General features: G+C 65.1%; 9 protein-coding genes. 8 read left to right on the forward strand and 1 reads right to left on the reverse strand.

Going from position 1 to position 14,106, the window contains the following annotated elements; genetic code table 11:
* Nucleotides 1-96: 96 nt before the first annotated feature.
* On the forward strand, nt 97-2,418 hold the full coding sequence (locus tag P9254_RS26080) for a Tex family protein (protein WP_278054650.1): 2,322 nt from the start codon (nt 97-99) through the stop codon (nt 2,416-2,418).
* Here P9254_RS26080 and P9254_RS26085 read toward each other — a convergent pair whose 3' ends face one another.
* Entirely contained in the window at nt 2,419-3,330 is a 912-nt protein-coding gene (locus tag P9254_RS26085) for a LysR family transcriptional regulator (protein WP_278053793.1), read from the reverse strand.
* A 106-nt stretch (nt 3,331-3,436) separates the two neighbouring features.
* On the opposite strand from P9254_RS26085, the gene P9254_RS26090 reads away from it, so the two are divergent.
* The 7 genes from P9254_RS26090 (at nt 3,437) to P9254_RS26120 (ending at nt 14,039) form a co-directional block, all read left to right on the forward strand.
* Complete coding sequence (locus tag P9254_RS26090) at nt 3,437-4,627, forward strand: acyl-CoA dehydrogenase (protein WP_067002729.1); 1,191 nt, start codon at nt 3,437-3,439, stop codon at nt 4,625-4,627.
* 105 nt (nt 4,628-4,732) lie between these two features.
* Nucleotides 4,733-8,092: a transglutaminase family protein gene (locus P9254_RS26095; protein ID WP_278054648.1), complete on the forward strand. Its 3,360-nt coding sequence runs from the start codon at nt 4,733-4,735 to the stop codon at nt 8,090-8,092.
* A 6-nt stretch (nt 8,093-8,098) separates the two neighbouring features.
* Nucleotides 8,099-10,510 (forward strand): circularly permuted type 2 ATP-grasp protein, encoded by a 2,412-nt coding sequence (locus P9254_RS26100; RefSeq protein WP_278054646.1) that lies wholly within the window; start codon nt 8,099-8,101, stop codon nt 10,508-10,510.
* The gene (locus P9254_RS26105) at nt 10,511-11,386 is read left to right on the forward strand and encodes a transglutaminase family protein (RefSeq protein WP_067326134.1); all 876 of its coding nucleotides are present in this window, start codon (nt 10,511-10,513) and stop codon (nt 11,384-11,386) included.
* 105 nt (nt 11,387-11,491) lie between these two features.
* Nucleotides 11,492-12,427: a glycosyltransferase family 2 protein gene (locus P9254_RS26110; RefSeq protein WP_095823369.1), complete on the forward strand. Its 936-nt coding sequence runs from the start codon at nt 11,492-11,494 to the stop codon at nt 12,425-12,427.
* On the forward strand, nt 12,427-13,299 hold the full coding sequence (locus tag P9254_RS26115) for a glycosyltransferase family 2 protein (RefSeq protein ID WP_067326139.1): 873 nt from the start codon (nt 12,427-12,429) through the stop codon (nt 13,297-13,299). The genes P9254_RS26110 and P9254_RS26115 overlap by 1 nt, the downstream gene beginning before the upstream one ends.
* Complete coding sequence (locus P9254_RS26120; protein ID WP_095823368.1) at nt 13,296-14,039, forward strand: hypothetical protein; 744 nt, start codon at nt 13,296-13,298, stop codon at nt 14,037-14,039. Before P9254_RS26115 ends, P9254_RS26120 begins: the two co-directional genes overlap by 4 nt.
* Nucleotides 14,040-14,106: the final 67 nt, after the last annotated feature.

The raw sequence follows: 14,106 nt of genomic DNA on the forward strand, positions 1-14,106 counted from the left end.
TCTTTCCTGTGGAGCTTTCCTGTCGGGTGGAGACAGCGCGGTTGGCGCAGCCGTCGTCCCGGCCTATTGTCGCCGCTCTTTTCGGCAGGAACCAGCATGGCATCGGACATCAAGCGCATCGCAGCAATCATCGCGGCCGAGATCGGCTCGCGGCCGGAGCAGGCGGCAGCCGCAATCGGGCTGCTGGACGAGGGCGCAACGGTGCCTTTCGTGGCGCGCTACCGCAAGGAGGTCACCGGCGGCCTCGACGACACGCAGTTGCGCGACCTTTCCGAGCGGCTTGCCTATCTGCGCGAGCTCGATGCGCGCCGCGACACCATCCTCGGCTCGATCCGTGAGCAGGGCAAGCTGACCGAGGACCTCGAGGCAAAAATCGCGGCGGCGACCACCAAGGCCGAGCTCGAAGACATCTACCTGCCATACAAGCCGAAGCGCCGCACCAAGGCCGAGATCGCCAGGGAACGTGGACTGGTGCCGCTGGCCGAGGCGATCCTCGCCGACCGTTCGGCGGTGCCTGCCGAGCTCGCGCTAGCCTATCGCACAGAGGAGGTTCCCGACGCCAAGGCGGCGCTCGAAGGCGCGCGCGACATCCTGTCGGAGCAGTTGGCCGAGAATGCCGATCTGGTCGGCAGGCTGCGCGCCTATATGAAGGAGCGCGCTTTCCTGCGCGCCAGGGTCGTCGACGGCAAGCAGGAGGCGGGCGCGAAATTCTCCGACTATTTCGATCATGTCGAGCGCTGGGCGAACGTGCCCAGCCATCGCGCCTTGGCCATGCTGCGTGGCCGCAACGAAGAGGTGCTGTCGCTCGACCTCGAAATCGATGCCGACGATCAATCGCCGGTGAAACCGGTCGAGCGGATGATCGCCAACGCCTATGCGATTGGTAGCACCCTGCCGGGCGACCGCTGGCTGATGGAAGTGGCCGGCTGGACCTGGCGGATAAAACTATCGCTCCATCTGACGCTTGATTTGATGCGCGACCTGCGCGAGCGGGCCGAGGACGAGGCCATCCATGTCTTTGCCCGCAACCTCAAGGACCTGCTGCTCGCCGCGCCCGCCGGCTCCCGGCCCACGATGGGTCTCGATCCCGGCATCCGCACCGGCGTCAAGGTGGCTGTGGTCGACGGTACCGGCAAGCTGGTGGCGACGACCACCGTCTATCCGTTTCCGCCAAAGAACGATGTGCGCGGCACGCAGGCGGAACTTGCCAGGCTCATTCGCTTCCACAAGGTGGAGCTGATCTCGATCGGCAACGGCACCGGCAGCCGCGAGACCGAGAAGCTAGTGGCCGACATGCTCGCCAGCCTGCCGTCCGACGGCGGGCCGAAGCCGATCAAGGTGATCGTCAGCGAAGCCGGCGCGTCGGTCTATTCAGCCTCGGCGACGGCGGCCGCCGAGTTTCCCGACCTCGACGTGTCGCTGCGCGGCGCGGTGTCGATCGCGAGACGCCTGCAGGACCCGCTCGCCGAGCTGGTCAAGATCGAGCCGAAGTCGATCGGCGTCGGCCAGTATCAGCACGATGTCGACCAGTACCGGCTCGGCCGCTCGCTGGAGGCGGTGGTGGAGGATGCGGTCAATGCCGTCGGCGTCGACCTCAACACGGCATCGGCGCCGCTCTTGGCGCGCGTTTCGGGACTGGGGCCATCGCTTGCCGAAGCGATCGTCGCGCATCGCGACGTCGGCGGTCCGTTCGCTACGCGCCGCGATCTGCTGAACGTGGCGCGGCTTGGACCGCGCGCGTTCGAGCAGTGCGCAGGCTTCCTGCGCATCCCGAACGGCTCCGAGCCGCTCGACGCTTCATCCGTGCATCCGGAAGCCTATGGCGTGGCAAAGAAGATCGTCGCCGCCTGCGGCCGCGACGTGCGCGCGCTGATGGGCGACAGTGCCGCGCTCAAGGCACTCGACCCTCGTGTCTTCGTCGACGAGCGCTTCGGCCTGCCGACGGTACGCGACATCATCGCGGAACTGGAAAAGCCCGGACGCGACCCGCGGCCGGGCTTCAAGACGGCGACCTTTGCCGAAGGCGTCGACGACATCAAGGACCTGAAGCCCGGCATGCTGCTCGAAGGCACGGTCACCAATGTCGCCGCCTTCGGCGCCTTCGTGGACATCGGCGTGCACCAGGACGGGCTGGTGCATGTCTCGCAGCTGGCCGACCGCTTCATCAGGGACGCGCATGAGGTGGTAAAGGCCGGCGATGTCGTGAAAGTTCGGGTGGTCGATGTCGACATCAAGCGCAATCGCATCGGCCTCTCGATGCGCAAGGATGGCGGCCAGGGTGGGGCGCCTCGGGTCGGCCAGCGCGACAGCGGCGGCGGCAAGCCCGTACCGCGCTCGCCGGCGCCGCAGCGCCAGCCTGAAAAGCCGTCACAGGGTGCGTTCGGCGCGGCGCTCGCCGAGGCGATGAAGCGGAAATAGCTACCACGCCAGAACAGCCGGCTCCTTCTCAACCTGGCCCCGCAGCCAGTCGCGAAAGCTGGCAACCGGCGGATGGCCGCGCTTGGCGTGCGGCACGACGAGATAATAGGCACTGCGGCTCTGCATCGGCTTGCCCGGCGCCGGCACCAACTGGCCACGCTGCAATTCTCCGGCAATCAGGATCTGCGGCAGCAGCGCCACGCCGAGCCCCGCCATGCAGGCCTGCGCGACCGTACCGAACTGCTCGAACTGCATGCCGGGGCCGGTCGGCGCGTCGAGCTCCTGATGCTCGAACCATTCGCTCCAGGCGTCGGGACGCGTTGCCATGTGCAGCAACGGCAGGCGGCCGATATCGGCCGGCGTCGCGACCTTCCGCTGCGCCAGGAATTCGGGCGCGGCGACCGGCATCACGGTCTCGCGCATCAAAAGCGTGCAATCAGCGTCCGGCCAATCAGGCATGCCGTGGTGGATTGCGGCGTCGAGCCGCTCACGCGCGAAGTCGAAGCGGCCAATGCGCGTGGCGAAATTGATCGTGATGTCCGGATGACGGGCGACGAAATCTGGAATGAGCGGCATCAGCCAGCGCGTGCCGAAGGTCGGCAGGATGGCAAGGTTGAGAACACCGCTATGCCGATTGCTCATCAATCCAAGCGCCGCATCGCGCAATTGCGCAAGTGCTGAGCGCACCGCGCCGGCATAGATTTCGCCCGCCGTGGACAGCCTGACATTGCGGCTGTCGCGTTCGAAAAGCCGGCGCCCGAACTGCTCTTCCAGCAGATTGATCTGCCGGCTGACGGCACCTTGCGTGAGATCGAGCTCGCGGGCCGCGGCGGTGAAGGAGCCGAGACGCGCCACTGCCTCGAAGGCGGCAAGCGCGCTGATGTTTGGCAAGAGGCGACGCTGGACGTTCATGATCTATTACTATCGCTCATTGATGCTTGATGCAATTTCGTTTGATTTTTTCCAGATGGAGGCGGATAAGCCGGGCCATCCAAGATTTTACCGGGAGACCCACCTCATGGCCGCCGAGAAGAACGCCTTCGTCTGGAACGATCCCTTCCTGATCGAGGACCAGCTTTCCGAAGACGAGCGGATGGTGCGCGACGGCGCAGCGGCGTTCGCCGCCGACAAGCTGGCGCCCCGCATCGAGGAAGCCTATGCCGATGAGAAAACCGATCCCTCGATCTTCCGCGAGATGGGCGAGGCGGGCCTGCTCGGCATCACCATTCCAGAGGAATATGGCGGGCTCGGCGCCAACTACGTCACCTACGGGCTGGTGGCGCGCGAAGTCGAACGCATCGATTCCGGCTACCGCTCGATGATGAGCGTGCAGTCGTCGCTGGTCATGTATCCGATCCATGCCTACGGCTCGGAAGAGCAGCGCAAGAAGTACCTGCCGAAGCTCGCCTCCGGCGAATGGATCGGCTGCTTCGGCCTCACCGAGCCGGATGCCGGCTCCGATCCGGGCGGCATGAAGACACGGGCCGAGAAGACGGCGAACGGCTACAGGCTTTCCGGCTCCAAGATGTGGATTTCCAACGCGCCGATCGCCGACGTCTTCGTCGTCTGGGCAAAGTCGGCCGCGCATGACAACCAGATCCGCGGCTTCGTGCTGGAAAAGGGCCTGAAGGGGCTGTCGGCGCCGAAGATCGGCGGCAAGCTTTCGCTGCGAGCCTCAATCACCGGCGAGGTAGTGATGGAAGGCGTCGAGGTCGGCGAGGAGGCGCTGCTGCCCAATGTCTCGGGCCTGAAGGGACCCTTCGGCTGTCTCAATCGCGCGCGCTACGGCATCTCGTGGGGCGCCATGGGCGCGGCCGAGGATTGCTGGCACCGCGCGCGGCAGTACGGCCTCGACCGCAAGCAGTTCGGCAAGCCGCTCGCCGGCACACAGCTCTTCCAGAAGAAGCTCGCCGACATGCAGACCGAGATCGCGCTCGGCCTGCAGGGTTCGCTGCGCGTCGGCCGGCTGATGGACGAAGGCAAGATGGCGCCGGAGATGATTTCGATCGTCAAGCGCAACAATTGCGGCAAGGCGCTCGACATCGCCCGCCAGGCTCGCGACATGCATGGTGGCAACGGCATCCAGATCGGCTATCACGTGATGCGCCATGCCCAGAACCTGGAGACGGTCAACACCTATGAGGGCACGCATGACGTGCATGCGCTGATACTGGGTAGGGCGCAGACGGGGCTTCAGGCGTTTTTCTAAGCCGGCAACGCTGCTTAAATTAGGTGCAGCGCAACATCTCTGCTTGGAGAATGCCCAGCACTTATGTCAGGGTTCGGCGATTGAAACGCCGTTCCCCGGGGCACAATGGCAATTCTGGCAGCCGTCCACCACCTGACCCATTACAAATACGACCGGCCGGTCGTTCTCGGCCCTCAGGTGATCAGGCTGCAGCCGGCGCCGCATTCGCGCACCAAGGTGCTCAGCCATTCGCTGAAGGTCGAGCCGAAGAACCATTTCGTCAACCTGCAGCAGGACCCGTACGGCAACTTCCTCGCCCGCTTCGTCTTCCCGGAGCCGGTGACGGAACTGAAGATCCAAGTCGATCTCGTCGTAGATATGACGGTCTATAATCCGTTCGATTTCTTCGTCGAGGAATCGGCCGAGAATTTCCCGTTCGAGTACCCGGAAGAGATCAGCCAAGACCTCGCCATATACCGCACGCCCGAGCCGGCCGGCCCATTGCTGTCGGCCTTCCTGAAAACCATCGACCGCAGTCCGACAAACACAGTCAATTTCCTGGTCGGCCTCAACGCGCGGCTGCAGCGCGAGATCGCCTATATCGTGCGCATGGAGACCGGCGTCTATTCGCCGGAGGAGACGCTGGCCGCAGGCAAAGGCTCGTGCCGGGATTCAAGCTGGCTGCTGGTGCAGATGCTGCGCAACCTCGGCATCGCGGTGCGTTTTGTCTCCGGTTACCTGATCCAGTTGAAGCCGGACCTCGTCTCGTTGGACGGACCGCCTGGAACCTCGGTCGATTTCACCGACCTGCACGCCTGGTGCGAAGTCTATATTCCGGGCGCCGGCTGGATCGGTTTCGACCCGACTTCCGGTTTGCTCACCGGCGAAAGCCATGTGCCTCTGGCGGCGACGCCGCACTTCCGCAATGCCGCGCCGATCTCCGGCATGGCGAGCTTCGCCAATGTCGATTTCGGCTTCGACATGCGCGTCCAGCGCATCGCCGAGCATCCGCGCATCACCAAGCCGTTCTCGGATGAAAGCTGGGAGGCGCTCGACGCCTTGGGCAACAAGGTCGACGCGGTTTTGCGGGAACAGGATGTGCGGCTTACCATGGGCGGCGAGCCGACCTTCGTGTCGATCGATGATTTCGAGTCCGCAGAATGGAATACGGCGGCCGTCGGGCCGACCAAGCGCGACAAGGCGGATCAGCTGATCCGCCGGCTGCGCGAGCGCTTCGCGCCGGGCGGTTTCCTCCACTACGGGCAAGGCAAGTGGTATCCGGGCGAGAGCCTGCCGCGCTGGACCTTCTCGCTCTTTTGGCGCACCGATGGCGAGCCGGTCTGGCGCGACCCGTCGCTGATCGCGCGCGAAACGAGCACCGTCTCTGTCGGGCCTGAGCAGGCCGCAAGCTTGCTCACGGCGATCGCCGCCGAGCTCGGCATCGACAAGGCGATGGTCGGCGAGGCCTATGAGGATCCGGCCGAATGGCTGCTCAAGGAAGGCAAGCTGCCGGATAATGTCGACCCGTCCAACTCGAAGCTGGAGGATCCGGAAGAGCGCAGCCGCATGGCACGTGTGTTCGAGCGCGGCCTGACCAAGCCGTCAGGCTATGTGCTGCCGGTGCAGCGCTGGAACAGCCAGGCCGCCGGGCAGCGCTGGCGTTCGGAAAAGTGGAAGACGCGGCGCGGCCGGCTGTTCCTGGTGCCGGGCGATTCCCCGGTCGGTTATCGGCTGCCGCTCGGCGCGCTGCCTTACGTGCCGCCGGCGCAATACCCCTATATCGTGCCGGTCGATCCGTCGCTGCCGCGCGCTACGCTGCCGGCGCGCGACGCTCTCTTGCCGGAACCTGCCCCAGCAGAACTTGAGGGCCCCGACGAAATGGCGCGCCGCCAGCTGGCAGCGTCCTTCACCGCGACAACGGGCCAGCAGGACCGCATCGAGCAGGAGATCACCGAGATCGGCGGTGCGGTGCGCACGGCGCTCACCGTCGAGCCTCGTGACGGGCGGCTCTGCGTGTTCATGCCGCCGGTCGAGGCGCTTGAGGACTATCTTGAGCTGGTGGCGGCGGCCGAGAACGCGGCCAAGGCGATCGGCCTGCCGGTGCATATCGAGGGTTATGGGCCGCCGCACGACCCGCGCCTCAACGTCATCCGCGTGGCGCCCGATCCCGGCGTCATCGAGGTAAACATCCACCCGGCCGCCGACTGGCGGGAATGCGTCGCGACGACCACGGCGATCTATGAGGAAGCCAGGCAGTCGCGGCTCGGCACCGACAAGTTCATGATCGACGGCCGTCACACCGGCACGGGCGGCGGCAATCATGTCGTTGTCGGCGGCGCGACGCCCAACGATAGTCCGTTCCTGCGCCGGCCGGACCTGTTGAAGAGCCTGGTGCTGCAATGGCAGCGGCACCCATCGCTCTCCTATCTGTTTTCCGGCCTGTTCATCGGCCCCACCAGCCAGGCGCCGCGCATCGACGAGGCACGGCATGACTCCCTCTATGAACTCGAGATCGCGCTGGCCCAGGTGCCGCATCCCGACAAGGGCGAGGCGCCGTTGCCGTGGCTGGTCGACCGGCTGTTCCGCAATCTCTTGACCGACGTGACCGGCAACACGCACCGTTCGGAAATCTGCATCGACAAATTGTTCTCGCCGGACGGTCCGACGGGACGGCTCGGTTTGGTCGAGTTCCGCGGCTTCGAAATGCCACCCAATGCCCGGATGTCGCTCGCCCAGCAATTGCTGGTCCGCGCTATCATCGCGCGGGCTTGGAAGAACCCGCTCGACGGCCGCTTCGCGCGCTGGGGCACGTCGCTGCATGACCGTTTCATGCTGCCGCATTATGTCTGGGCGGATTTCCTCGACGTGCTGGAAGATCTGAAGCTCAACGGCTTCGACTTCCGCCCGGAATGGTTCGCAGCCCAACTCGAATTTCGCTTCCCGTTCTGCGGCCAGGTGCAGCATGGCGGCGTCAAGCTGGAGCTCAGGCAGGCGCTGGAGCCTTGGCATGTGATGGGCGAGCAAGGCGCGATCGGCGGCACGGTCCGCTTCGTCGATTCGTCCATCGAGCGGCTGCAGGTGAGGACGCAAGGCCTCAATCCGGAGCGTCACGCGGTCGTCTGCAACGGCCGCATCGTACCGATGAAGGCGACCGACAGCAGAGAGGTCGCGGTGGCAGGCGTGCGCTTCAAGGCTTGGCAGCCGGCCTCCGGCCTGCATCCGGCCCTTCCGGTCAACACGCCGTTGGTGTTCGACATCTACGACCGCTGGTCGGGCCGCTCGTTGGGAGGCTGCGTCTATCATGTCGCGCATCCGGGCGGCCGCAACTACGAGACCTTCCCGGTCAACGGCAACGAGGCGGAGGCGCGGCGGCTGGCCCGCTTCGAGCCGCGCGGCCATACGCCGGGTGCCTATGTGCTGCGTGAAGAACAAGGTTCTGAAGAGTTTCCCATGACCCTTGACCTCAGGCGACCGGCGAGATTCTGATCGAGCATGGCCAAGGGGAATCAGAAACGGGCGGGCGGCAGGCCGCGGGCGCAGAGCCTGTTGGAGCATTACCGGCCGATTGAAGGCGTCGTCGACGAGATGGTCGACGCGTCGGGCAATCCGCGCCCGGCCTGGCAGTCCTTCATCGGAGCGCTGGACGATCTGGGGGCTGAGGCGCTCGGACAGCGCTTTGCCCGCGCCGACCAATATCTGCGCGATGCCGGCGTGTACTACCGCGTCTACGACAAAGCCGGCGCCAACGAGCGCGAATGGCCGCTGGCGCATGTCCCGCTGCTGATCAACGAGAAGGAATGGGCCGAGATCGGCGCCGGCCTCGTCCAGCGCGCCGACCTGTTCGAGACGATGCTGGCCGACATTTACGGGCCGAACCGGCTGATCGAGAAGGGAATCCTGCGGGCGGGGCTGATCGCGGCGAGCCCGGAATATCTGCGCCCGGTGGTCGGCGTCCGTCCGGCCAGCGGCCATTTCCTGCACATGGTCGCCTTCGAGCTCGGCCGCGGCCCCGACGGCCGCTGGTGGGTTCTGGGCGACCGCACGCAAGCGCCGTCGGGCGCCGGCTTTGCGCTGGAGAACCGCGTTGCCACCACGCGCGCCTTGTCTGACATCTATGGCGAGCTGCATGTGCATCGCCTGGCCGGCTTCTTCCGCCGCTTCCGTGATGCGCTGAACGGCATGGCGAAGGATTCCGGCGGCCGCGTCGCCATCCTGACGCCCGGACCGCTCAACGAGACCTATTACGAGCACGCCTATATCGCGCGTTATCTCGGCATTATGCTGCTCGAAGGCGAGGACCTGACGGTGTCCGGCGGCCGGCTGATGGTGCGCACGGTTTCGGGCCTGATGCCGATCGGCGTTTTGTGGCGGCGGCTCGATGCCGCTTTCGCCGATCCGCTGGAGCTCAAACCGGACTCGCAGATCGGCACGCCGGGGCTGGTCGAGGCGATCCGGCGGGGCACCGTCTCGGCCGTCAACGGGCTCGGTTCCGGCTTGGCGGAAACGCGGGCGCTGCTTTCTTTCCTGCCGCGGATCGCGCGGGAATTGCATGGCGAGGAACTCAAGCTGCCGAACATTGCCACCTGGTGGTGCGGACAGCAGGCCGAACGCGACCATGTGCTGGCCAATATCGACCGCATGGTGGTTGGCCCGGCGCTGTCGACACGGCTTGCCTTCGAGGACGATGGCGCGACCAGGCTCGGTTCGGCGCTTTCGGCCGGCGAGCGGGCGGAGCTTATCGCGCGGATCGAAGCCGACGGGGTTGGCTTCGTCGGCCAGGAGGCGGTCACGCTCTCGACTACGCCGGTCTTTGCCGGCGGCCGCTTGGAGCCGCGGCCCGCCAGCCTGCGCGTCTACCTGGCGCGAACACACGAAGGCTGGACGGTGATGCCCGGCGGCTTTGCACGCGTCGGCTTCTCGCTCGACCCGACCGCGATGGCCATGCAGCGCGGCGGTCAGGCGGCGGATGTCTGGGTGGTCAGCGACAGGCCTGTCGAGCGGGAGACGCTGCTGCCGCAGGAGACCGACGGCTTCACCCGCACCATGCCCGGCAGCCTGCCGAGCCGCGCCGCGGAAAACCTGACCTGGCTTGGCCGCTATATCGAGCGCTCGGAAGACACGGTGCGGGTGCTGCGCGCTTATCACGTCAGGCTGGCGGAGACATCCGATCCCGAGATGCCGCTGCTCGCCGACATCAGAGACTATCTCGAACCGTTCGGCATCGAGGTCGAAACCGCGATCCCGCTTGGATTGATCGGCACATTGGACAGCGCCGTCTACAGCGCCGGCCAGATCCGCGACCGCTTCTCGCCGGATGGCTGGCTGGCGCTGAAGGATCTGTCGAAGACCATCCACAAATTCGCGGAGACGGTCGCTCCGGGCGACGACGCGACGCGGGCGATGACCGTGATGCTGCGAAAGCTTGCGGGCTTCTCGGGGCTGCTGCACGAGAACATGTACCGCTTCACCGGTTGGCGCTTCCTGGAGATCGGCCGCCGACTGGAACGTGGCATCCAGATCGCGCGCACGCTAGCCAGGCTGACAAAGGCAGACGCGCCCGACGGCGCACTCGACATGATGCTGGAGATCGGCGACAGCGTCATGACCCACCGCCGGCAATATCCGGTTCAGTCAGGCCGGCGCACGGTTATAGACCTCTTGGCGCTCGATCCGCTCAACCCGCGCTCGATCCTGTTCCAGCTCGAGCGGCTCAAGGCCGAGATCGGCATGCTGCCTTCCGTCGGGGGCGAGGGACATATGTCGCCCGCGGCGAAAGAAATCCTGCAGCTCAACACGGCGCTCGCCGTGATGGAGCCTCAGGACATGACCGCGAAGGTGCTGGACGATCTCGCCATTCAGATCGGCGATCTCTACAACAGTCTCGCCAGGGCCTATTTCGGATAAATGCTCTACGACATCAGGCTCCATCTTCATTACGGCTATGCGGCCGCAGCCGGCGGCGGCAGGCACCAGGTGCGCGTGCTGCCACAGACGATCGCCGGCGTGCAGCGGGTTATCGCCGCCTCGCTGTCGTTCCAGCCGAATCCGGCCGAGCGCGCGGATTTTTCCGATTTCTTCGGCAACAACGTCACTGCGATCGCCGTTCGCGACGCGCATGAGGAGCTCCACGTCAGGATGAGCGCCCGTGTGTCGGTATCGCGGCCGGAAGCCGGCCTCGACGTCTCGCCCGACATTCACGGCTTGAGGGCGGAACTCGACGCGGTGCGTTCGCTGTCCCCCGACGCGCCGCATCACTTCCTCGCCGCCAGCGACCACGCCAGCATCGATCCGGTAATCACGGACTATGCGCGGGAAAGCCTCGCCGGTTCGGCGATCGCCACGGCGGTCGATCTCTGCAATCGGATCCACCGCGATTTCACCTATGACGGCAAGGCAACTACCGTGCAGACGCGCGCCAGCGATGCCTTTGCGCTTCAGCGTGGAGTTTGCCAGGATTTCTCGCACATCATGATCGCCGGGCTGCGCGGGCTTGGCATCCCCGCCGGCTATGTCAGCGGCTTCCTGCGCACGATCCCGCCCAAGGGTAAGCCGAGGCTCGAAGGCGCCGACGCCATGCATGCCTGGGTCAAGGCCTGGTGCGGGCGCGATGCCGGCTGGCAGGAATTCGATCCGACCAACGGCATGCGGGCGAGCAACGACCATATCACGGTGGGATACGGCCGCGACTATTCCGACGTGGCGCCGATTGTCGGCGTCCTGAAAACCACCGGCGAGCAGATCGGCGAGCAGGCGGTCGATGTCATCCCGGTCGCTGCCTGAAGGCGCACGATCGGTGATGCGGCTGCTTCTCAAATCGCGATCCCGCCGCTATCTTGCCGCCGGACCGTGGACCGGCCTGCCGGGCACTTGCGCGGAGTTCAATTGTTGACATCGGTCAGCATCATCATTCCAGCACACAACGCGTCGGCAACCGTTGCAGACACGTTAGCAACCTTGCGCTCGGAAGCCGAGATCATCGGCGAAGTGATACTGGTCGACGATTCCTCGACGGACAACACGGCGGCCGTGGCCGCGGACGCAGCCTCGCGGCTGGCGCTGCCGTTCCGGATCATCCGGTCCAATTGTCGAGACGCGGGCGGCTCCCGCAATCTTGCGCTGGCCGAGGCGCGCTTCCCCTGGATTTACATGATCGACGCCGACGATCTGCATATCGAGGGTGGGTTGCGGACGCTGCTGTCCAAGACCAGGACCAAGCCAGGCGCCGACATGGTGGTCGGCGCCTACCGCCGGCGGACCGATGGCCGGGACCGACAGTTCAAAACGCCGGCCGGCTACATGACTGCCGGGCTCGCCAATGCCTCCGCCTATGTGGAAGGCAGGATACGGTCGATTGCCGTCGGCAGCGCGCTGGTGTCGCGGCATACGGTCGGCGACACGCGCTTCCCGACCGGTCTTGCCTACGACGAGGACACATTGTTCTGGGCGCGGGTTATGAGCAAGGCATCGCTCGCGGTCGTGAGGCAACCGATCATGGTCTACTTCGTATCGTCGGACCGTTCGGATGACCGCTTCGCGATAAAGCCTGCGCGACGCTTCCTCGAATGGCGCCTGGCGTTGCGCGAACTCGCCGACTGCGGCATTGCGAAATCGTCGTTGAAAGCGAGGGAAGGGCTTGTGGCGCTCAAGATCGCCCGCGTACACTACGCTCGCGGCGATCTCGAAACGGCGGCAAAATTCCTGGCGGTTGCCGAAGCGGCGCCCAAGGTTTCCACCGACATCTGGCGCTGCATGCGCTACCGGCTCAAAATCGCGGCGCGGCGCCGGTTCCCGGCCCATCGCGTCCAACTGCAAAGTGCCTGATGGCCGACGGGCCGGAACTTGCAGTCGTGGTGATAGGTTTTCGGGCTCCGACCGATCTGGTCGCGGCGGTCAGGTCGGTGCTCGGCCAGAACATCCCGCTCGAGGTGGTGGTCGTGAATTCCGGCGGCGGGAATGCCCAGGCGCTTCTGGCCAATGCCGGACTCGACGTGCCAGTCATCGAGTGCGAAGAAAGGCTCTTTGCCGGGGCCGCGAGAAATCGCGGCATAGCGGCGACGAAAGCTCCTTTCATCGCCTTTCTCGCGGATGATTGCCTGGCATGCCCGCGATGGGCAGAGGTCCGGCTGCGCCATCACCGGGAAGGCGTCGCGGCCGTGGCAAGCGCCATCGCCAACAGTCATCCGCGCAATCTGGTCGCGTGCGCGGCCCATCTCGTTACCTATATGCGGCGCCTGCCAGGTCTTCCCGCTCATAAGGCACTTCGCTACGGCGTTTCTTTCGACCGAAAATTGTTCGATCGGTATGGCCTGTTCGACGAACAAATGGCGACGGGAGAAGACACGGAATTCCTGGAAAGGCTGCCGAAGGCGGTCGTGCCGCTATGGGAGCCGGCGGTGCTTACCGTCCATCGCAACGAGACACGGCTGATCCGAGTGATTGTCGACCAGTATCTGCGCGGATACCGATATGGGACCTACCTCAAATCCGTTGGACACCGAAAGCCATTGCGGATTTTCAAAGGGGTGTTTCGGGACCGGCGCAATGTCGGCAAGTTCGCAAAAGAAGGCCTGGCCGAAGAGGATAGACGTTTCGCGATGTTATCGCTGCCGATCGTATGGGCGGCATTGTTCGCAAAATCGCTGGGGGCAGCCGTCGGCGTAACGCATGGCGATAGGACAGGCACGCGGCCATGATCACCATGGAGATGAAGCAGCCGCGCCGGCGGCGCGGTCGATGGCTTTGGTCGCGGCAAAGGATCGTCGCCATTTTCAGCTATCGCTACGATGCGCATCTGGTGCCAGACCTCCTCGCCAATCTCGACGCAATCGTCGATGGCTGGATCGCCTATGACGATCGCTCGGCGGATGCGGTCTTCAGCAATGAACCGCAGAGGCGGCGCGCGCTTATTGCCGCGGCCTATGAGGCCGGTGCCGATTGGCTTCTGGCAATCGATCCGGACGAAAGGCTGGAAGATGCCGTGGCAAGCCGGATAGGCCAACTGACCAGCGGGTCCAGGCGCAATGCCTGGGGATTTCGCCTAAGGGAGATGTATACGCCGGCAAGCTATCGCATCGACGGCGTCTGGGGCCAAAAGATGCAGCACAGGCTTTTCCCCGCCTATCACCCGGATCTGAGCCGGTCGCAAGGGCTGCATGAGGCCTGGTTCCCCGAAGATCTGCGCTTCAAGCTTCGGGACAGCGGCCTTAACCTTTATCATTTGAAGATGATCGAGCCGAAACGGCGCGTGGCACGTCGCGACCTCTACAATCATCTCGATCCGGAGCAACGTTTGCAGCAGATCGGCTACGACTATCTGACGGACGAGTCGGGAGCGGTTCTGGAAGCGATACCGGCCGGGCGAGACTACTTTCCCACCCATGTCGACGACGGCAGGCTTTGGATGGCTGAGGTGTCCGCCGACCGGCGGAGCTGAAGGACGCCCTCTGGGGACGGCGGAACCAGCCGCTGTCGCGCGGCTTATCTACGGACCAGTTCCGTGG

Source organism: Mesorhizobium sp. WSM4983 (assembly GCF_029625765.1).
GTDB lineage: Bacteria > Pseudomonadota > Alphaproteobacteria > Rhizobiales > Rhizobiaceae > Mesorhizobium.